This is a genomic window from Cobetia marina, assembly GCF_001720485.1.
In the GTDB taxonomy this organism is placed as follows: Bacteria; Pseudomonadota; Gammaproteobacteria; order Pseudomonadales; family Halomonadaceae; genus Cobetia; species Cobetia marina.
Map to the genome: position 1 here is coordinate 3,950,851 of NZ_CP017114.1, position 20,618 is coordinate 3,971,468.

The window sequence follows — 20,618 nt, forward strand, 5'->3', positions numbered from 1 at the left end:
CAGGCCAGATTCTCCACGGACTTCAGCCATCGTCGTCCTGCAGCGAGAAGCGACTGGCGGCATTCATCACATCCAGTTGCGCTTCCTGAGCACTGTCGGAATCGCCGAACTTGATCATCAGACGCAGGTCATTGGCGGAATCGGCATGCGCCAATGCCACCTCCTCGGTGATCAGGTCCTGCTGATGCAACGCATAGAGCGATTGATCGAAGGTCATCATGCCCTGTTGCTGGGAGCGCTTCATCACGTCCTTTATCTCCACCACCGCCCCCTTGCGGATCAGATCGACGATCAGCGGCGAGCGCAGCATCACCTCGATGGCCGGCACTCGCTGTGCGCCATTGCCACTCTTGTGAGGCAGCAGCTGCTGGGCCACGATGCCCTTGAGATTCAGTGACAGGTCCATCCATACCTGTTCGTGACGCTCTTCCGGGAAGAAGTGGATGATGCGATCCAGCGCCTGGTTGGCGTTGTTGGCGTGCAAGGTCGCCAGACACAGGTGACCGGTTTCCGCAAAGGTCAGCGCATGCTCCATGGTCTCACGCGAACGGATCTCGCCGATCATGATCACGTCCGGCGCCTGGCGCAGCGTGTTGCGCAGCGCCACCTCGAAGGACTCGGTGTCGATCCCCACTTCGCGCTGGGTCACGATGGAGCGCTGATGGGGATGGATGTACTCGATCGGATCCTCGATGCAGATGATATGGCCACTTGAGGTCTGGTTGCGGTGCTGGATCATCGACGCCAGCGAGGTCGACTTGCCGGCACCCGTGCCCCCGACGAAGATCACCAGACCACGCTTGGTCTCCGAGAGACTCTTGATGATTTCCGGCAGGCGCAGTTCTTCCAGGCTGGGAATCGACAGCTGGATGCGACGGATGACCATGCCCATCTGGCTACGCTGATAGAAAGCACTGACCCGGAAACGCCCCACCCCCGGCAAACTATGGGCAAAATTGGCCTCACGCTCCTGTTCGAAGCGCTCTCGCTGCATGTCGCTCATCGGCGCAAGCACCAGTTCTCGCACCTGATCGACACCGAGCTTCTTGTCACCCAGCGCCGCCATTCGCCCGTTGACCTTCATCTGCGGCGGAGTCCCCGTCGAGATGAAAAGATCCGAGCTGCCCTTGCTGACCATCAACTGCAGGAGTTCCTGCAGCCATTCATGAGGAGTCATGAGCCGTGTCCCGATCCACTCTGTGAAGTCACATTCAAACTACGGTTTTATTATCGTTTATCGCAACGACCTTCCGTCCCGACGAGGACAACGCCCGTGATGGTCTTCAGGCGTGCCGTCTCGCCTGTCTCGACCTGGATTCGGCCATGGGCATTGCCCTGTCACTGATGTCGTCTGGCAACACCACTGCACGGCCGTCGCGCACTATCCCAGCAGCCCCTTGGCCTTCGCTTGCGCGTCTTCGCTAGTCACCAGCCCCTCGGCCAACAGTCGCGTCAGCGCCGAATCCAGCGTCTGCATCCCCAACGCACCACCGGTCTGGATGGAGGAATACATCTGCGCCACCTTGTCCTCACGGATCAGGTTGCGGATGGCCGGAGTGGCAAGCATGATCTCGTGCGCTGCCACGCGCCCGCCGCCCACCTTCTTGAGCAGCGTCTGCGCGATGACCCCTTGCAGGGATTCGGACAGCATCGAACGCACCATCGCCTTCTCTTCGCCCGGGAAGACGTCGATGATGCGGTCGACGGTCTTGGTCGCCGAGGTGGTGTGAAGGGTGCCGAAGACCAGGTGCCCGGTCTCGGCGGCCGTCAGTGCCAGACGGATGGTCTCGAGATCTCGCAGCTCGCCGACCAGAATGACGTCCGGGTCCTCACGCAGTGCCGAACGCAGAGCCGGCGCGAAGCCGTGGGTATCACGATGCACTTCACGCTGGTTGACCAGGCAACGCTTGGACTGGTGGACGAACTCGACCGGGTCCTCGATGGTGAGAATGTGGTCGTACTTGTTCTCGTTGATGTAATCGATCATTGCCGCCAGCGTGGTCGACTTGCCCGACCCCGTCGGACCGGTGACCAGAATCAGGCCACGCGGCAGCATGCACATCTTGCGAAACGCCTCGCCGAGACCCAGATCTTCCATCGTCAGCACTTCCGACGGGATGGTACGGAAGACGGCACCCGCCCCCCGCCCCTGATGGAAAGCATTGACACGGAAGCGCGAGACGCCCGGCACCTCGAAGGAGAAATCCGTCTCGAGGAACTCCTCGAAGTCGCGACGCTGCTTGTCGTTCATGATCTCGTAGATCAGCGCACGCACCTGCTTGTCATCCATCGAAGGGACGTTGATGCGTCGTACGTCACCATCGACGCGAATCATCGGTGGCAGGCCGGCGGACAGGTGCAGATCCGATGCGTTCTGTTTTGCCGAAAAAGCCAGCAGTTCGGTAATATCCATGCAGATCCCTCGCGAAGACCGAAGCTCTTGTACCAACGAGTCCCGTGGACTCGGGTGTAAGTGTGATGTGGCTCTTCAGCAGATGGTGCGGTGGATATCATGACGAACGCCCTATCCAGCCCATACTACCGGTGGCGCCCACGACGCCGAGCCATCAACCGTGAAGATATTTCGCAAATTCTGGAGCCGAGCCGCATGACTGCAGTCCCCGACGACGAAGCTTGTGTTACTCAGTGTATCCTAGAGGCCCGTGCGCGGCTGGAAAAGGCACTGCTGGCAAGTAAACGCAACGTAGAGGCAGCCCGGATACTGGCGGTGAGCAAGACCAAGCCCGACCGGATGATTCGTGCTGCCTGGCGCAATGGCCAGCGAGCCTTCGGCGAGAACTATCTGCAGGAAGCGCTGGACAAGCAGCAGGCGCTGTCGGACCTCACCGATATCGAATGGCACTTCATCGGCCCCATCCAGTCCAACAAGACCCGCGCGATTGCCGAACACTTCTCTTGGGTACATGCCGTCGAGCGTGAGAAGGTGGCTCGCAGATTGAGCGAGCAACGCCCCGAGACCCTGCCGCCACTCGACATCTGCCTGCAGGTGAACGTCTCCGGCGAGGCCACCAAGGCAGGCGTCACGCCCGAGGAATTGATTGCCCTGGCCGAGACGGTGCTGGCACTGCCCAACCTGCGACTGCGAGGCCTGATGGCGATTCCCGCCCCCGCCTCATCCGAGGCTGACCTGCAGGAAAGGCAGGCGCCCTTCAGGACACTGCGCGTATTGCTGGAGCAGCTGCAGGCTCGCTTCCCCGCGGCCCGCTACCCTCAGGCCAAGCTCGACACCCTGTCCATGGGCATGAGTGGTGACCTCGAGGCCGCCGTCGCCGAAGGCGCGACGCTGGTCCGTCTCGGCACGGCCCTCTTCGGAGCGCGTGACTATTCCAGCGCCCACTGATAGCACTCACTGACGCCGCCCGCACACGATTCACGCACGCCACTGACGCACGGTTCACTGCCACGAACGTCACTCTCGCGAAGCAGCCGCGGTAAAGTGCACAGACTCACCGCTCGCCGGCCCATCCCATCCGAACGATCAGGAGCACCGCATGACGCACCAGACCTCCGCCACTCCCCGCACCATCGCCTTCATCGGTGCCGGCAACATGGCCAGCGCCATCTTCGGCGGCATGATCGAGGCCGGCTATCCGGCAGACCGCATCATCGCGACGGCCCGTTCACGCGATACCCTCGAGGCGCTCGAGCAACGCTACGGCGTGACCACGACCCAGGACAACGCTGACGCCGTCGCACGTGCCGATGTCATCGTGCTGGGCGTCAAGCCACAGATGATGCATGACGTCTGCCAGGCACTGGCGCCCGCCGTACAGGAGCGCAAGCCGCTGGTCATCTCGGTCGCGGCCGGCATCACCTGCGACAGTCTCGAGCGCTGGCTGGGGGGAGAGCTTGCCATCATCCGCTGCATGCCCAATACCCCCTCGCTGGTGGGCGTCGGTGCCAGCGGCCTCTACGCCACCTCGCGCGTGACCGATGAGCAACGTGCGCTGATGGACGAGATGCTGACCGCGGTCGGTATCGTCGAATGGGTCGAGGAAGAAGGTCTGCTGGAAGCGGTCACCGGGATTTCCGGTTCCGGCCCGGCCTACTTCTTCCTGTTCATCGAAGCGCTTGAAGCCGCCGGTATCGAACTGGGACTGGATGCCGAGACGGCGCGCCGACTGGCGATCCAGACCGGACGCGGCGCCGCGCAGATGGCCTTCACCAGCGAGCACGAGCCGGCAGAGCTGCGTCGCCGTGTCTGCTCGCCGAATGGCACCACCGAACGCGCCATCAACAGCTTCGAGGGAGATGGCCTGCGCGAGATCGTCAGCCGTGCGGCCAAGGCGTCCAGCGCAAGGGCTGCAGAGCTGGCGCGTGAGCTGGACCAGTAACCCCAGTGGCGGGATTGCCACGCCACGAGTGGCAGCGTGCAGAGCGCCTGACTGGCAGCCCACTCGGGAAACCGCCATCATGCTGCGTTCATCTCGGATTGGCATGCTGATGGCATGACACGCCGACACCAGATTCGCGTCCTCAACTCACCGTCTTAAGGAAGGCCCCATGGGTGCTATGGGTAACATCGGACTTCAGCTGGTCACCATCCTGCTGCAACTGTTCGTCTATATACTGATGCTGCGTTTCCTGCTGCAGTTGTCTCGTGCAGATTTCTACAATCCGGTCACCCAGTCGGTGGTCAAGGCGACCAATCCGCTGGTGGCACCGCTGCAGGGCATCCTGCGCCCGCTGGGGCGCTTCGACATCGCCACGCTGGCGGCCGCCTTCATCGTCGTCAGCCTGGTGCTGGTCGCCATCGGCGCGCTGTTCGGCGGCATGCTGCCGATCGGCTTCATCGCGCTGACGGCACTGGGCACCATGCTCGACAGCATCATCAACATCTACTTCTTCGCCTTGATCGCGATGATCATCCTGTCGTGGGTCGCCCCCCAGGCCAACCACCCGGGCGCCATCCTGGTCCATCAGCTGGTGGACCCGATCATGAAGCCGGTGCGCAAGGTGATCCCGTCGATCGGCATGCTCGATCTGTCGCCGATCTTCGTGTTCATCGCCCTCAACCTGATCGGCAGTCTGGTCAGTCAGACGCTGCCGACCATCGGCATGCTGCGTAGCGTCTTCGGCTGATACGCACACTCCTCCCTGCCAGACGTGACATCGCCGCTTCGCGGTGTCCCCCCAGGCGCCCGCAACGGAACCTCCGCTGCGGGCGCCTGTGCTTCCTGCCCGCGCCACTGGCTCACGCGCGCCCGACGCTGTGCTAGAGTGATCCCTCGGCCGAAGCCAGAACCACGGTGCACGAGACGCCCACAAGGCGCATCACCGCGGCTTCGCGCCCCGGACACGGGCTCTGCCCGAACACTCTGCTGGACATGATGCTGGAAACCTTCACCACGATGCCTGATTCCCTTCCCCCGGATTCGGTCGGTCTCGTCACGCCCCGGACTGCCCACTTCGATACACCGCTGGAGCTGGCCTGCGGCAGACGTCTCGAACAGTACTCGCTGGTCTACGAGACCTATGGCGAGCTGAACGCTGACGCCAGCAACGCCCTCCTGATCTGCCACGCCCTGACCGGACACCATCATGCCGCCGGCTACCACGCGATGAGTGATCGCAAGCCCGGCTGGTGGGACGACTACATCGGCCCCGGCAAGCCCATCGATACCTCACGCTTCTTCGTCATCGCGCTGAACAATATCGGCGGCTGTCACGGCAGTACCGGCCCGACCTCGATCAACCCGGATACGGGCGAACAATGGGGCCCCGATTTCCCGCTGGTGACCGTGCCGGACTGGGTCGAGAGTCAGAAGCGCCTCGCCGAACGTCTCGGCATCACGCGCTTCGCCGCGGTGGTCGGTGGCTCACTGGGCGGCATGCAGGCACTGCAGTGGGCGATGGATCATCCCGAGCGCGTCGGGCACGTCGCCATCATCGCCTGTACCCCCAAGCTCTCGGCGCAGAACATCGCCTTCAACGAAGTCGCGCGCCAGGCCATCCGCTCGGACCCGGAATTCCATGACGGCTGGTACTCACGCGTCGATGCCGTGCCCAAGCGCGGTCTCAAGCTGGCCCGCATGGTCGGTCACATCACCTATCTTTCCGAGCACTCGATGGGGACCAAGTTCGGGCGTGACCTGCGCCAGGACCGCCTCAACTTCGGTTACGACGTCGACTTCCAGGTCGAGAGCTATCTGCGCCATCAGGGCGACACCTTCTCCACCGCCTTCGACGCCAACACCTACCTGCTGATGACCAAGGCACTCGATTACTTCGATCCCGCCGCCACGGCCGGCGATGATCTGGCCGCGGCCATGGCACCGATCAGCTGCCCGGTGCTCGTCGTCAGCTTCACCACCGACTGGCGCTTCGCTCCTTCACGCTCGCGCGAGCTGGTCAACGCCATGATCCATGCCGGCAAGAACGTCAGTTATGCCAACATCGATTCTCCTCACGGCCATGACGCCTTCCTGCTGCCGGGAGAGCGCTATCAGGCAGTGCTGGGCAACTTCCTGACCCGCGCATACGACAAGGCCTGCAACGCAGCCTCTCCCCTGCACACCGCTCCCCAGGAGGCCAGCCATGCGTAACGACCTCGCCCAGATCCACGACTGGATTCCCGAAGGTGGCCGCGTGCTGGATCTCGCCTGTGGGGATGGCACCCTGCTGGCCTCGCTCAAGGAGACCAAGGGGGTGTTCGGCTACGGACTGGAGATCGATCCCGACAACATCAGCGCCTGCGTGGCGCGCGGCGTGAACGTCATCGAGCAGAATGTCGATGATGGTCTGGCCAATTTCGCCGATGACACCTTTGATCGCGTGGTGATGTCCCAGGCCCTGCAGGTACTGCGCCGTCCGGATCGTGCGCTGGAAGAGATGATGCGCGTCTCACGTGAAGCCATCATCACCTTCCCCAACTTCGCCTACTGGCGTCACCGCCTGCACCTGGGGCTCAAGGGGCGCATGCCGGTCTCCAAGTCACTGCCGCACGCCTGGTACGACACCCCCAACATCCACCTCTCGACCTTTGCGGATTTCGAGCGGCTGTGTCGTGCCCAGGGCCTCAAGATCATCGACCGCGCAGTCGGCAATGGCGATCACGAGCCACATCCGGCGGCGACCTGGTGGCCGAATCTGTTCGGGGAGGTGGCCATCTTCCGCGTCTGCCGCGACAACTGTCCGCCCGACAAGCGCTGATCCACACTCGCCGCACCGCCTTTGGAAAGACGGCCGACAGGGAGCCCCTGCCGGCCGTTTCGCGTCATGACGCCGTCAATTCTCCCCGCGCCGCGATAGCGTTGCGCTATCCGGGCCATGCACAGACAGTCGCAACTAAAGTCTATATACTTTCGGGGTAAACGCAGCTGAGGATCACGGCTCGCACTTCCGGTGAGGTGCGCCGGCATCCCGAGGAGAGAGTGCATGAACTTCCATACCCGCAAATGGGTCAAGCCCGAAGACCTCAACCCCAACGGCACCCTGTTCGGTGGACGTCTGCTGGCCTGGATCGACGAAGAAGCGGCCATCTACGCCATCGTCCAGCTGGGGACTTCCCGCGTGGTGACGAAGTTCATGTCGGAGATCAACTTCGTCTCCAGTGCGCGCCAGGGCGATATCATCGAGCTGGGCATCACCGCCAGCGCCTTTGGCCGCACGTCCATCTCGCTGTGCGTCGAGATCCGCAACAAGATCACGCGTGAACGCATCCTGACCATCGACCGCATCGTGCTGGTCAGTGTTGATGCCGACTTCAAGCCGGTGCCCCACGGACGCACTCGTATCACGTATATCGAGGATCGCTTCCGCGAGCAGGCCGGCAGCAACGACAGCCAGGCCAATGACGCCGACGGGGATGCCACGCCGCAGAAAGCGGCCCGTCGTCGCGCGGAAGGCCAGGTCGACGTCAAGAGCGGCTGAGCGCAGCCCGGCTGATCGCAGCCCGACTGACCGCAGCCCGACTGATCGCAGTCCGACTGATCGCAGTCCGACTGAGCGACGCGATGCAAGAACGCAAAAGGCACCTCACAGGAGGTGCCTTTTTTCATGCCAGCGTTGCTCGCCCGGCCCGCTTTCTCAGCCTGGCAGATCCGGCGTGGCGATATCCGCCGCCTCACGCAGTCCCGCGCAGGCATCCTCCGTCTGAGCGACGGCCGGGGTGAACCACACCAGGTCATACGCCGGGGCCGCCCCCGCACTTTCCGGAAGATAGTCATCGAGCTGGGTCAGCGGCTGACCCTCCTCCCCCCAGGCCACCGGCATCAGTGCGATGGAGAGCGAATCCCGGGTCAGCCAGCGCGGCACGCCGATATCGCGACGCGCATGGCCACTGCCGGCCACCAGCAACGCCGTGGCATCGCGATTGGCCAGCGCCTCGAGACGCTCCGCCATCTGCTGATCACGCGCCAGCTGGGCACGCAGCAGACCATCCAGGCGCTCTGCCCCCAGCAGACCACAGTGGCCTTCATCCAGCGCCTCGCGCTGCAGCCTCAGCACGGCCTCCGGCAGTGCTGGCGCCGTCTGGTCCTGAGCCATCACCGCGCGCACCTGCTCTCTGGTCAGACTGGCGGACGAGAGGGGGGCGCCGCTGTCCAGCACACCACGCAACACGCTCGAGTAATCGGTGAATTTCCAGCGTGCATCCCATGCCAGCAGGCGCATCAGCTCCTCATCCGGCAGGCCCGCCACGGCCAGCGAGGTGCGATTGACCAGTGACAGCGCCGCATCCTGACGGGAATCCAGCATTTCCATCGCCACGCCACCCAACTGACGACGTGCCGCCAGTGCATCGATCAGCCAGCGCTCCAACAGATGATGATCCGGGTTGTCGTGATGCTCTCCCAGCAGCACCAGCGGATGCGCCTGCGCCCAGTCCACCAGTGCCGCCGGTGACAGGCGTCGATTGCCCTGCGCCACGAGAATGCTGCCCAGCAACGGATGTGAGGCGTCGGGATCATGCCAGGCAGGCAAGGGCGGAAGCGGCCCCGGCGGCGCTTGAGCCGCCTGCAGCGCCCCGCTCCCCAGCAACGAGAGACCGCCGACGCCGGCGACCATGCCAGCCAGCAACTGGCGACGCGTGAGGCCTGCCTGCCCAGCTGGGGCAGGACGGAGGAAGGCGGGACGATGAAATAGCGACATGAAGATAACCAGGCGTGAAGAAAGGCGATAATGGCCAACGGCGACACAGTCCATCGCGCACGGAAGGTCGAGCACTGCCAGCGGCAGCCGAGCATTCCCTGCTGGCCGTCATTGCCCCATGATACCCGATGCGAGCCCCCTGATGCCCGAACGCACCGCGTTCTTCACCAACGCCTCTCGCCCACTCAGAGGAGACCCGCATGACACGCCGCCTGCTCCGCCTGCCGCTGCCGGAGCTGCGCATCGGCTGCAGCCTGCCGATCAGGCTCGAGGATGGCCGCCCGGCCATGCTGATCCGGCTGGCCGATGGACTGCACGCCTATCTCGACGCCTGTCCCCACCGCGGCAGCCGCCTGATCGCTGACCCCGCCCATGACAAGCGCGAACACCGCGACCCCTATCTGGACGCCACCGGCGGACTGATCCTGTGTCATCGTCACCAGGCCTGCTTCGAGCCGCAGCAGGGCCTGTGCCTCAGTGGCCCCTGCACGGGGCAGCGACTGACCGCGCTGGACGTGACGATCGAGCGGCCTGACGGCTCGTCGGCGCAGCTGGTGCTGAAGAGTCGGCACTGAAGTGCCCCGCGATGATCAGAGTGAGCTCAGGCGTTACCCGTAGAAGCGCGCTTCGTGCAGCGGCAGCACCTCCTTGAGGGTCAACGACGCCTGCCAGAGCGGCTGCCCCGCGTCATCGTGACAGGGCGCCAGTGCGACCTGCATCCTCAGCGCCAGCACCTCGACACCGGCGGCCTGGGCCGCGGCGAAGGCCTCGGCATAGGCCGGGTCCAGGTGAGCCGCCGGCGCGACATCCTCGATGGCATCGTGCGCGACGCAGAACACCAGCACACAGCGATGACCGGCCGCGACCAGCGCGGCAAGACTGGCAAGGTGACGGCGCGCGCGCGTACTGACCGAGTCCGGAAAATACCCATGCCCATCCGACTCACGCAGGGTGAGCTGCTTGACCTCGACATAGATCGAGGCGGCCTGCTCATCGCGCGGCCATAGCTGGAAATCGAGCCGCGAGCGCTCCGCGACCTCACTGCCTGCTGGCATGACCTCGACCCGCGCCTCCCGCTCGATTCGCGCCAGATTCGTCAGCCCTCTCTCACGCAGCGCAGCATGCAGTGCAGGCGGGCACTCTGACGAGTCACCCTCCCGCAGGGCCGCCTCGACATGCGCATTGGCACGTCCGGTATGCACCGCCACCAAGGCCTCACGCCGACCGCCAGCCCCGGGAGGGTCCAGGGGCAGGCGAATCAGCTCCCAGGTCCAGGCAAGCTTGCGCTTCGGGTTGTTGGACGGTGACAGCCATACCTCACAGCCTTCCACGCACACGGCACGCATCGAGCCGGTATTCGGACAATGCGCCGTCACCACCTCGCCTGCCCGTATACCCTCGAGCAGCTCCACTTCAACGAAGAAGCGCTTGTAGCGCCGGATCAGCCGACCACGATACAACCCTGTCAACTGCATCAGGCAGATGCTCCCGCCGGGGCAGCACGCCGCTCCAGGAAGCGCTCAAGTCTCGTCAGGGCTTCGCGCAGACGCGCCTCATCGGCCGTGAAGGCGATCCGCACATGGCGACGTCCATCTGCCAGCGCGAAATCGGTCCCCGGCGTGATGGCAACGTTCTCTTCCTCCAGCAAGGCACGGCAGAAGGCCTCGCTGTCATGACTCAAGTGCGAGATATCCAGCCAGACGTAGAAGGCGCCCTGCGGGGGAACCGACGGTGCCAGCCCGAGACGTTCGAGTCCGGCCAGCAGCACGCCGCGCCGCGCCTCCAGCACCTGGCGACGGCGTTCGAGCTCGGCCTCGCACTCCGGCGTGAAGGCCGCCAGCGCCGCATGCTGTGCGGGGGTGGAGGCGGCCAGAAAGACATTCTGGGCCAGGCGCGACAACGGCTCGACCGCCGCTTCCGGCGCCACCAGCCAGCCCAGTCGCCAGCCGGTCATGCCGAAATATTTCGAGAAGCTGTTGATCACGAAGGCATCCGGACACTCCGCCAACGCCGTATGTGCAGGCACGCCATAGGTCAGGCCCTGATAGATCTCATCGACCAGCAGGTGAGCGTCCCGGGCTCTGCACAGCTCCCCCAGCGCCTGCAGCTCCTGTGGCGACAACACGTGCCCGGTGGGATTGGAAGGAGATGCCACCATCACCGCACGGGTGTTCTCGCGCCAGACCTCATCGGCAAGCTCCGCGGTCAGCTGCCAGCCGCTCTCGGCGCTGACAGGCACCACGTCGAGCTGGGCATCGACCAGCCCCATGAAATGGCGATTGCACGGGTAGGTCGGATCCGCCATCAGCACGCTGTCACCGCGCTCGGCACACAGCAGGGTGGCCAGCAGCAGAGCGCCAGAGGCGCCGGGCGTGACGATGATGCGCGAGGGCGAGACCGTGACACCGTGACGGCGCTGGTAGTCTGCCGCGATGGCGTCGCGCAGCGCGGGCAGGCCACAGGCGGGCGTGTAGCGAGTCTGGCCGGCGGCCAATGCCGCCTGGCCGGCCGCGATCACCGGCGCAGGGGTCGGGAAGTCGGGTTCGCCCACTTCCAGATGGATGACATCATGCCCGGCAGCCTCTCGCGCCTGGGCGGCTTCCAGCAGCGTCATCACGCGAAAGGCGGCAACGGATTCAAGACGGCGGGCAAACTGCATGATGGCACTCCTCGTGACGGAAGCTTCATTCTAGGCACCTGCCAAGGCCCATTCCCACCCCCTTTTCACAGGAAAATGCATGTTTGCGTGAACAGGCCTGTTCATGAGCCGGCACAAACTATCGTCGGAGTTCGGTTGCAAACTTGTCATTTTTACGCTAAATAAGCTGATCTTCTCGCGAGGGCAGCAGTCAGGACAGCCCCCTCGCCGTGGCCAAGGAGGCAGTGCAACAGACTGTCGACGGCCCAAGTCACCTTGCGGAATGAGGCGGTCCCATGCCAGTAGCTGAAACCAAGCCGGAAGCGCTTAAGAAATTCACCCCGTACGAGCCGGCAGCGGGTGAAGAGTACATGAACGAGAAGCAGCTAGCGCACTTCCGTCAAATCCTGCTGGACTGGAAACAGGAGCTGATGGAAGAGGTTGATCGCACCGTGCGTCACCTGCAGGAAGATGCCAACAACTACGCGGACCCTGCAGACCGTGCCACTCAGGAAGAGGGCTTCAGTCTCGAACTGAGAACGCGGGACCGCGAGCGCAAGCTGTTGAAGAAGATCAACGAGACCATCGAGAACATCGATGAGGACGATTACGGCTTCTGCGAAGCCTGTGGCGTCGAGATCGGTATCCGCCGACTGGAAGCACGCCCGACCGCGACCCAGTGTGTCGACTGCAAGACACTGGCCGAGCTGAAGGAAAAGCAGCTGGGCCGCTAAGCCCCGCTGTCGGTGAACCGACGGCCCGCCGTCGACCTCATCCCCCATACGGGCACCCTCCTTGGAGCGGTGCCCGTATGCGTTGGGGTCCGCACAGCCAGACATTCCCCCAATCACGGACGCCGGAGCCCTGCCGATGCCCACCGCCTACCGTGGCCGTTTTGCCCCGACCCCCTCTGGCCCACTGCACGCCGGTTCACTGCTGGCGGCCGTGGCCAGCTACCTGGATGCCCGGCATCACGCTGGCCAATGGCTGGTGCGCATCGAGGACATCGACCCGCCACGCTGCCCCGCAGGCAGCGCCGACACCATCCTGCGTCAGCTGGAGGCCTTCGGGCTGCACTGGGACGGCGCGGTGCGCTATCAGAGTGATCGCCATGCCGCCTACGACGAGGCGCTCGCGAAGCTCAAGGCCACGGGTATCGCCTATCCCTGTGATTGCTCCCGCAAGCAGTGGCGGGACTTCGCGGTCTACCCGGGCTGGTGTCGCGATCGCGATGAGCCACCCGCTGGCGAGCACGCCTGGCGTCTGGACGTGCGAGCGGCAGAGCGCTTCGGTGGAGCCGGTGCCATCGCCGGCTGGCACGATCGCCTGCAAGGCCCGATCCAGCAGGAACTGGCGGCACTCGGCGACGTGGTGCTCAAGCGTCGCGATGGCCTGTGGGCCTATCAGCTGGCCGTGGTGGTGGATGATGCCGAACAGGGAATCACCGACGTCGTACGCGGCCTGGACCTGCTCGACAACACGCCTTGGCAACGCCTCCTGCAGGCGTCCCTTGGTCTTCCCACACCGCGCCTGACGCACCTGCCACTGATCACCGCCGACAATGGGCAGAAGCTCTCCAAGCAGAACCTGGCCCCGGCCCTGCCGGTCGATGAAGTCGCCATTCGCCAACTGCTGCATCACACGCTGACGCTGCTCGGGCAGGCACCGCCAGCCGAGCTGGCCACTGCCAGCCCCGCGGAACAACTGGCGCACGCCACGCCACGCTGGTCGCTCGCGAACGTTGGCGCGGCCCAGTCACTGCGCATGGCCACGCCATTTCCATGACGACCAGGCCAGCCACGATTGTCGGATTGCCAGCCCACGGGGAACAGGGGAGACTTTGTACGAGATAGCCAAGGCATCAGCGCCATCTCATTTCTTCACGCACTCCATCAGGCGAGCGATAGCATTCCATGGCCCGGATTCTGATCATCGAAAAGGAAGGTGCCACACGCACTGCCCTTCAGCATCTGCTGGAGCGCGACGGGCACGGCGTGGTGCATGCCAATGGACTTGAAGACGCCTGTCGTCAGAAACCCGGCGAGTTTGCACTGGTCATCTGCGATGTCGCGCTCGCCGGAGAACATGCCAAGCCCGTTCTCGAGGCCAGCCACCCTGCCCCGGTGATCCTGCTGGCGGATCCCCCCAGCCTGCATGGCGCCATCGCCTGCCTGAAAGCCGGCGCCGCGGATTATCTGCCCAGACCCTTCGATCAGGAGGCCTTCGCGCGCAGCGTACGTGAGGCGCTGGCCTTGCCGCGCAATGACGATGCGCCGTCCCCCTCATCGCGCCCCTCCTCTCATTCCGGAGCCACCGGCTCGCAGGTCGAGATGATCGGCCACTGCCGTGCGATGCAGCAGGTCTATACCCGCATCCGCAAGGTGGCCCCCGCGGATGTCACCGTACTGGTACTTGGCGAATCCGGTACCGGCAAGGAACTGGTCGCACGTGCGATCCATCGCCAGAGCGGACGGCATCAGGCACCGCTGATCTGCGTCAACTGTGCCGCCATTCCGGAAACCCTGATCGAATCCGAGCTGTTCGGGCATGAAAAGGGCGCCTTCACCGGCGCGACGAATTCACGCACCGGCCTGATCGAAGCCGCGGATGGCGGCACCCTGTTCCTGGATGAGATCGGGGAACTGCCGCTGGATGCTCAGGCTCGCCTGCTGCGTGTCCTTCAGGAGGGTGAGATACGTCGCGTCGGTGCCATCGAGACGCGCCATGTGGATGTCCGCCTGATCGCGGCCACTCACCGTGACCTGCACCGCCTCTCCGCGACCGGCGAATTCCGCCTGGATCTCTATTATCGCCTCAACGTCATGGAGATTGACCTGCCTGCGCTGCGTGAGCGGGGAGATGACGTGCTGGAGCTGGCCGAACACCTGCTGAAGGGCATCGCGCGCCGGCATGCCCGGGAGGGGATGCGGCTGTCACAGCGTGCGCGCCAGGAGATCCATCAGTACGGCTGGCCCGGCAATGTGCGCGAGCTCGAGAACGCCCTGGAGCGCGGCGTGATCCTGGCAGACCGTCGGATCATCGCCCCGGAAGACCTGGGCCTGCGCGCCGAGCATGTCCTGCGAAGCGATACTGCTGACGGCCGTCAACAGGAGCCCCTCGCCCACCCGCCGCCTCCCGTCACTTCAGCACCGCGTCCGCAGGCTGAAGGTGCCTCTCCGGCACGGGAGACCGCCCCCCCTCGACCCGCACCTCCACTCGCCAACCCGACACCGGAAGAGGAGGACCTGTCTCTCGAGGACTACTTCCAGCATTTCGTTCTCGAACATCAGGACCACATGAGCGAAACGGAGCTAGCCCGTCGTCTCGGCATCAGCCGCAAGAATCTGTGGGAGCGCCGTCAGCGGCTGGGTATCCCGCGCAAGAAGGCACGCCGTGGCAGCGCGACGTCCTGAGGCATCATCAGCACATGTCTCCCTCGAGCAGGCGCACGGGCAGGCTGACGATCACCAGCCGACCCGCGGGCTCCCCATCCGCATTGCACCAAGCGGGTGCTCGCCCCCACGACTCACCTGGCCGTCTTCGAGACATCAACACTCAAACCCTTCAGGACTCGGCAGGCAGCCTGCCGGCCTCGCTAGACTTTAGTGCCGAATCCATGCCGGAAAACACTTCCCAATCATTAGCTTGCGAGTCACTCCGTTAGACCTTCGCACCAATTGTTACCATCGACCCCAAACAGTGCCCCCATCCAGCGCGGTAATGGCCACGTCAGGTAACACCTCAGCCTCACCTACGCCTCACGTCTCAGCGACCTATGTCTAAATGACTGAATTACGTGTTTTTTTTAAGCTGTGGCACATCCGATGCAATAACACGGTCAAGAAAAAGAACAACCGGAAATACGAAGCGCGTCCAACAACAACAAGATTGCGCAAGGCTTCGAAAACCCTCGACACCAACAACAACAAGATTCGTCGAGCGAGTGACATTGATGATGACAGGCAAGCACGGCCGAGATTCATGGCCGGATGCTGGAGCCACAACAAGAACAAGCGGCCGCACGTCATCATCCGCCGAACCAACAACAACAAGATATCGGCAGTCCGGAATCTACTGACCAGGACGCGACGAATCCGGCCTCGAGTGCCAACAACAACAAGATACTCGACCCCGGATCACCCCCGACCCAACAACAACTCGCGGGGGAGGCTATTAAGCCGTCGGTGAATGGAAGATTGTTTTGAATACGAGATGGTCACTGAACAGACGGTCAGATAACAACAATAGCTTCATCTGTCTGCGTGATTGGCGACTGTGGTGCGTATTCAAGGCGATGCGCCTTCACGAAAAAGAACATCTGCTCAAGGATGCGTGTACTCTACCTGAAAGGGAGACCGAGAAATCGGTCTCCCTTTTTCCTTGCCCGAGAGGCATTTCTTCCCTCATCAGGCACCTTGAAGTGCAGTCTCGGCCCATCAGTGGCAGACCGGCGCTTTGCCAAGGTATCTGCCCTCCGCTACACTGGGCGGCCTGCTACGCACGAGTCGAATCGCTGCATGTTCAAAGGATTTACCCGCTTTCTCCAACGCCCCGGTGACCGCTTGAAGACGCTTTTCAATGCAACTGACGCGCCCGAGGCCACCCTGCCCAGCCTGCGTGTGATACCGCGGGATGAGCATCCCGTGTCCCGCCGCCAGCTCAGCGAAAACGCGCTGAAGGTGCTCTATCGCCTGCAGAGCGGCGGCTATCAGGCCTATCTGGTCGGTGGCTGCATCCGCGATGCCCTGCTCGGCGAGCGCCCGAAGGACTTCGACGTGGCGACCAACGCCACGCCGGAACAGGTCCGCGAGCTGTTCCGCAACGCACGTATCATTGGCCGACGCTTCCGCATCGTGCATGTACGCTTCGGCCGTGAGGTGATCGAGGTCACCACCTTCCGTGGCAAGCCTGCCGACAGCACGCCGAGCCAGCATACCCAGCAGTCGGAAGATGGCATGCTGCTGCGCGACAACGTCTGGGGCTCCATCGAGGAGGACGCGCTGCGCCGCGACTTCACGATCAACGCCCTCTACTACGACGTGTCCGACTTCACGATCCACGACTGGGCACATGGCGTGCGTGACATCGAAGCGCGCATGATCCGCCTGATCGGTGACCCGGAAACGCGCTATCGCGAAGATCCGGTCCGCATGCTGCGGGCGGTCCGCTTCGCCGGCAAGCTGGACTTCGACATCGAGGAAGCCACCGCCGAACCGATGTACGAGCTGGCACCGCTGCTGCTGCAGATTCCGCCGGCACGCATGTTCGAGGAAGTGCTGAAGCTGTTCATGTCCGGCTACGCTCTGGAAACGTTCCACCTGTTGCGTGAGTTCGGTCTGTTCCAGATGCTGTTCCCGGAAACGGAAGAGAGCTTCGCGCACTATCACTGGTCCATGCCGCTGATCGAGAAGGCGCTGGCGAGCACGGATGATCGTATCCGTGACGACAAACCGGTCACGCCGGCCTTCCTCTACGCTGCGCTGCTGTGGCCTGGCGTCAAGGCACGCACCGACCAGCTGGTCGCCAGTGGCATGCCGGACATCCCGGCCGCCCACCAGGCGGCTCAGCAGGCGATCGCCCGTCAGCTCAACCACACCTCGATTCCGAAGCGCTTCAGCATCCCGATGCGCGAGATCTGGGACATGCAGGCCAAGCTGCCGCGTCGCCGTGGCAAGCGCGCCTTCCAGACCCGCGAGCATCCACGCTTCCGCGCCGCCTATGACTTCCTGCTGCTGCGGGAATTCGCCGGCGAAGTGAAGCCGGGACTGGGCAAGTGGTGGACCGACTTCCAGGAAGTCGATTCCCGTGCTCAGGTCGCCATGATCGAAGGCGTGTCCGATGAGGGGCCGGCAGGCAGCAAGCCCGCGGGCACCAAACGTCGCGGCAAGCGCCGTCGCAATGGTCGTGGACAAGGCTGAGCACTGACGTGCCGACGCAGGAACCTCGCATGACTTCGACAGCCTTGATCGGCCTCGGTGCCAATCTTGACGATCCGCGCGCTCAACTCGAGCGCGCACTTGAGGCGCTGGACCGCCTGCCGCTGACCCGCTGCACGCGCCACTCGCGCCTGTATGCCAGCAAGCCGGTCGGGCCTCAGGATCAACCTGACTTCGTCAATGCCGTCGCCGAGCTCACCACACGCCTCTCCCCCCTGGCGCTGCTGGATCAACTGCAGGCACTCGAACAGCAGCACCGTCGCGTACGATTGCGCCACTGGGGGCCTCGCACCCTGGATCTGGACCTTCTACTGTTCGATGATCGCTCCATCACTACCTCGCGCCTGTCAGTGCCGCACCCCGAGATGCTCACACGAGGTTTCGTGCTGCGTCCACTGGCGGACCTGCTGGGCCCCGTACGCGTTTCCTCCCTGAGCGAAGATGACCTGGAGACGCTGGCACAGCGGGTTGAAGGAGATGACTTGCTCCCCCTCGGGCCTCGGGAGTAGAGTTTCGCCACATTGTTACCGATGCGCCCACTGATCGTGGCTCGGTAACACTTTCTGGTAACACCGGCTCGTCCTGTCAGGTCGCGCACATGGCTCCCCGCCTGCGACGATCCTGGCCACGTCGTCCGTCCGACGCCACGGACACGACAAGGCACACGCGCCGCAACGAGTACGCTTCCTGATGAAAAACGTCACCCTGAGCACCCTGCGCCGCCTCAAGGCCGACGGTGAGACGTTCAGTTGCCTCACTGCCTACGACGCGACCTTCGCCCACCTCGCTGGAGAAGCCGGCATTGAAGTACTGCTGGTCGGCGATTCCCTCGGCATGGTCCTGCAAGGCCACACCAGCACCCTGCCTGTCACCATCGATGACATCTGTTACCACACCGCGGCCGTCGCGCGTGGCAAACAGGGCAGCCTGGTCATGGCTGATCTTCCCTTCATGAGCAATGCCAGCACCGAGATACTTCTCGACCATGCCGCACGTCTGATGCGTGCCGGTGCCGAGATGGTGAAGGTGGAAGGCGAAGCCTGGCTCGCCGAGGCCGTCACGGCCCTCGTCCAGCGTGGCGTGCCGGTCTGCGTGCACATGGGCCTGACGCCGCAGCATGTCCATGCCTTCGGAGGCTACAAGGTGCAGGGCCGCGAGGAAGCGCGCGCCACGCAGATGATCGCCGACGCCCGCACGCTTGAAGCCGCCGGTGCCGCGATCATTCTGCTCGAGTGCGTGCCTGCCGAGCTCGCCGCACGCATTCGTGATGCGGTCGAGGTGCCGGTGATCGGTATCGGCGCAGGCGTCGAGGTGGACGGCCAGATTCTGGTCATGCATGACATGCTCGACCTGACACCGGGCCGCAAGCCGCGCTTCGTCAAGAACTTCATGGCTGAGGCCAGCAGCGTGCAGGACGCCTTCGCTGCCTATCATCGGGCCGTCAAGGAACGCAGCTTCCCGGCAACGGAGCACACCTTCTGATGGAGACCCTCACTCACATCAGCGCCCTGCGCGAGCGCCTGGCCGAGGTGCGCCGCAAGGGCCTGCGCATCGCGCTGGTGCCCACCATGGGCAATCTGCATGCAGGCCATCTGTCCCTGGTGCGCGCGGCACGCCAACAGGCGGACTTCGTCGTCGCCAGCATCTTCGTCAACCCGCTGCAGTTCGGGCCGGGCGAAGACCTCGACAGCTACCCGCGCACGCTTGTCGATGACCAGAACGCATTGACCGCAGAGGGCTGCGATCTGCTGTTCGCCCCGTCGACAGCGGAGCTGTACCCCGAAGGGCGCACCGGACTGTGCAACGTGCAGGTCCCGGGGGTCTCCGAAGGCCTGTGCGGTGGCAACCGACCGGGACACTTCGATGGCGTGGCCACCGTCGTCAGCATCCTGTTCCATCTGGTGCGTCCCGATGTCGCCTGTTTCGGCGAGAAGGATTTCCAGCAGCTGGCGGTGATCCGCAAGCTCAATCGTGATCTGCACTTCGGGATCGAGATCCTCGGCGTGCCCATCGTGCGTGCCGAGGATGGTCTGGCACTCTCCTCGCGCAACGGCTACCTGAGCGCCGAAGAACGCGCCATCGCCCCTCGCCTTGCGCAATGCCTGAATGCGCTCAAGGACAGCCTCGAAAGTGGCACCGCGCCTGCCGAGGCCCTGCGCGTCGCACTGGCCGCCATCGGCGAGTGCGGCTTCAAGCCGGATTATCTCGAACTGCGCCGCGCCGAAGACCTGGGCCCGGTGCAGGACGACACCCGTGATGCCGTGATTCTGGTCGCGGCACACCTGGGACGTACCCGTCTGCTCGATAACCTGAAGGTCGCCTTGCCGGTGGCCTGATGCCTGAATAGACTGCGCCGCCCTGCCTTCACGACCGTGTCCCGCGTTCCGGTCATCAAGGCCTCCTGCGCCCGGCGGCGCTCAACCGGAGATATCCCGATGCAAGCCATCATGCTCAAGGCCAAGCTGCACATGGCCCGCGTGACCCATGCCGTTCTCAATTACGAAGGCTCCTGCGCCATCGATGGTGACCTGCTCGACATGGCAGGCATCCGTGAGTACGAACAGATCCAGATCTACAACGTGGACAATGGCAAGCGTTTCACCACCTATGCCATCCGCGGTGAAGAAGGTTCGAAGATCATCTCGGTGAATGGTGCCGCGGCCCACCAGGCCGACGTCGGTGACCGCGTGATCATCTGCGCCTTCGCCAACTATGCAGAGAGCGAGCTGGAGGCCCACAAGCCCTCCATGGTCTATCTGATGGAAGGCAATGAGGTCAGCCACACGGCCAACGCCATTCCGGTGCAGATGGCCTGATCGCCGTCCTCCCACGGCAATGAAACACGCAACGACGACGCCAGCCCCGCGAAAGCGGAGCTGGCGTCGTCGTTGATGGCCACGCAAAGGGGCGCACCCGGAGCACGTATGGCAAAT

At 63.9% G+C, this 20,618-nt stretch carries 20 protein-coding genes; 15 read left to right on the forward strand and 5 right to left on the reverse strand.

Translation table 11 applies throughout. The features are described 5' to 3' along the window. Positions 1–22: 22 nt before the first annotated feature. Both BFX80_RS16655 and BFX80_RS16660 read right to left on the reverse strand, forming a co-directional pair. Positions 23–1,177, reverse strand: coding sequence for a PilT/PilU family type 4a pilus ATPase (locus BFX80_RS16655; protein WP_084209470.1), 1,155 nt, complete (start codon positions 1,175–1,177; stop codon positions 23–25). A 204-nt stretch (positions 1,178–1,381) separates the two neighbouring features. Beyond that, on the reverse strand, positions 1,382–2,413 hold the full coding sequence (locus BFX80_RS16660) for a type IV pilus twitching motility protein PilT (RefSeq protein ID WP_084209471.1): 1,032 nt from the start codon (positions 2,411–2,413) through the stop codon (positions 1,382–1,384). Positions 2,414–2,608: 195 nt separating this feature from the next. Here BFX80_RS16660 and BFX80_RS16665 point away from each other — a divergent pair, with 195 nt between their 5' ends. From BFX80_RS16665 to BFX80_RS16690, 6 genes are all read left to right on the forward strand, one after another. Beyond that, on the forward strand, positions 2,609–3,361 hold the full coding sequence (locus BFX80_RS16665; RefSeq protein ID WP_077379440.1) for a YggS family pyridoxal phosphate-dependent enzyme: 753 nt from the start codon (positions 2,609–2,611) through the stop codon (positions 3,359–3,361). Positions 3,362–3,512: 151 nt separating this feature from the next. Then, a complete protein-coding gene (proC, locus tag BFX80_RS16670) occupies positions 3,513–4,355 on the forward strand; it encodes a pyrroline-5-carboxylate reductase (protein WP_084209472.1) in 843 nt (280 codons plus the stop codon). Positions 4,356–4,524: 169 nt separating this feature from the next. Continuing rightward, positions 4,525–5,103: a YggT family protein gene (locus BFX80_RS16675; protein WP_077379444.1), complete on the forward strand. Its 579-nt coding sequence runs from the start codon at positions 4,525–4,527 to the stop codon at positions 5,101–5,103. A gap of 269 nt (positions 5,104–5,372) precedes the next feature. Beyond that, positions 5,373–6,566, forward strand: a complete 1,194-nt coding sequence (metX, locus tag BFX80_RS16680) for a homoserine O-succinyltransferase MetX (protein ID WP_084209844.1) — start codon at positions 5,373–5,375, stop codon at positions 6,564–6,566. Continuing rightward, on the forward strand, positions 6,559–7,173 hold the full coding sequence (gene metW / locus BFX80_RS16685) for a methionine biosynthesis protein MetW (protein WP_077379447.1): 615 nt from the start codon (positions 6,559–6,561) through the stop codon (positions 7,171–7,173). The genes metX and metW overlap by 8 nt, the downstream gene beginning before the upstream one ends. A gap of 225 nt (positions 7,174–7,398) precedes the next feature. Continuing rightward, a complete protein-coding gene (locus tag BFX80_RS16690; RefSeq protein ID WP_077379450.1) occupies positions 7,399–7,893 on the forward strand; it encodes an acyl-CoA thioesterase in 495 nt (164 codons plus the stop codon). Between the two features lie 156 nt (positions 7,894–8,049). Here the strand turns inward: BFX80_RS16690 and BFX80_RS16700 are convergent, their stop codons facing one another. After that, positions 8,050–9,111: a ChaN family lipoprotein gene (locus BFX80_RS16700; protein WP_167593066.1), complete on the reverse strand. Its 1,062-nt coding sequence runs from the start codon at positions 9,109–9,111 to the stop codon at positions 8,050–8,052. 200 nt (positions 9,112–9,311) lie between these two features. Between BFX80_RS16700 and BFX80_RS16705 the strand changes: the two genes are divergently transcribed. Then, positions 9,312–9,686 (forward strand): Rieske (2Fe-2S) protein, encoded by a 375-nt coding sequence (locus BFX80_RS16705; RefSeq protein WP_084209475.1) that lies wholly within the window; start codon positions 9,312–9,314, stop codon positions 9,684–9,686. Positions 9,687–9,719: 33 nt separating this feature from the next. On the opposite strand, the gene BFX80_RS16710 is transcribed toward BFX80_RS16705, so the two are convergent. Next, a complete protein-coding gene (locus BFX80_RS16710) occupies positions 9,720–10,586 on the reverse strand; it encodes a DNA/RNA nuclease SfsA (protein WP_084209476.1) in 867 nt (288 codons plus the stop codon). Continuing rightward, positions 10,586–11,770: an aminotransferase class I/II-fold pyridoxal phosphate-dependent enzyme gene (locus BFX80_RS16715; RefSeq protein ID WP_084209477.1), complete on the reverse strand. Its 1,185-nt coding sequence runs from the start codon at positions 11,768–11,770 to the stop codon at positions 10,586–10,588. Before BFX80_RS16715 ends, BFX80_RS16710 begins: the two co-directional genes overlap by 1 nt. 275 nt (positions 11,771–12,045) lie before the next feature. On the opposite strand from BFX80_RS16715, the gene dksA reads away from it, so the two are divergent. The 8 genes from dksA to panD all read left to right on the forward strand — a co-directional run bounded on the left by dksA (position 12,046) and on the right by panD (position 20,501). Continuing rightward, positions 12,046–12,483 carry an RNA polymerase-binding protein DksA gene (dksA, locus tag BFX80_RS16720; protein WP_077379460.1) on the forward strand — a complete coding sequence of 146 codons (438 nt, stop codon included), beginning with the start codon at positions 12,046–12,048 and terminating at the stop codon, positions 12,481–12,483. A 136-nt stretch (positions 12,484–12,619) separates the two neighbouring features. After that, complete coding sequence (gene gluQRS / locus BFX80_RS16725; protein WP_084209478.1) at positions 12,620–13,534, forward strand: tRNA glutamyl-Q(34) synthetase GluQRS; 915 nt, start codon at positions 12,620–12,622, stop codon at positions 13,532–13,534. Between the two features lie 128 nt (positions 13,535–13,662). Continuing rightward, positions 13,663–15,162, forward strand: a complete 1,500-nt coding sequence (locus BFX80_RS16730; RefSeq protein ID WP_084209479.1) for a sigma-54-dependent transcriptional regulator — start codon at positions 13,663–13,665, stop codon at positions 15,160–15,162. 1,104 nt (positions 15,163–16,266) lie between these two features. Next, positions 16,267–17,667, forward strand: coding sequence for a polynucleotide adenylyltransferase PcnB (pcnB, locus tag BFX80_RS16735; protein WP_077379465.1), 1,401 nt, complete (start codon positions 16,267–16,269; stop codon positions 17,665–17,667). 29 nt (positions 17,668–17,696) lie between these two features. Then, complete coding sequence (gene folK, locus BFX80_RS16740; RefSeq protein WP_084209480.1) at positions 17,697–18,194, forward strand: 2-amino-4-hydroxy-6-hydroxymethyldihydropteridine diphosphokinase; 498 nt, start codon at positions 17,697–17,699, stop codon at positions 18,192–18,194. A 181-nt stretch (positions 18,195–18,375) separates the two neighbouring features. Further along, positions 18,376–19,167, forward strand: a complete 792-nt coding sequence (gene panB, locus BFX80_RS16745; RefSeq protein ID WP_077379469.1) for a 3-methyl-2-oxobutanoate hydroxymethyltransferase — start codon at positions 18,376–18,378, stop codon at positions 19,165–19,167. Further along, the gene (panC, locus tag BFX80_RS16750; RefSeq protein WP_084209481.1) at positions 19,167–20,021 is read left to right on the forward strand and encodes a pantoate--beta-alanine ligase; all 855 of its coding nucleotides are present in this window, start codon (positions 19,167–19,169) and stop codon (positions 20,019–20,021) included. Before panB ends, panC begins: the two co-directional genes overlap by 1 nt. Positions 20,022–20,120: 99 nt before the next feature. Continuing rightward, entirely contained in the window at positions 20,121–20,501 is a 381-nt protein-coding gene (gene panD / locus BFX80_RS16755; protein WP_077379473.1) for an aspartate 1-decarboxylase, read from the forward strand. Positions 20,502–20,618: the final 117 nt, after the last annotated feature.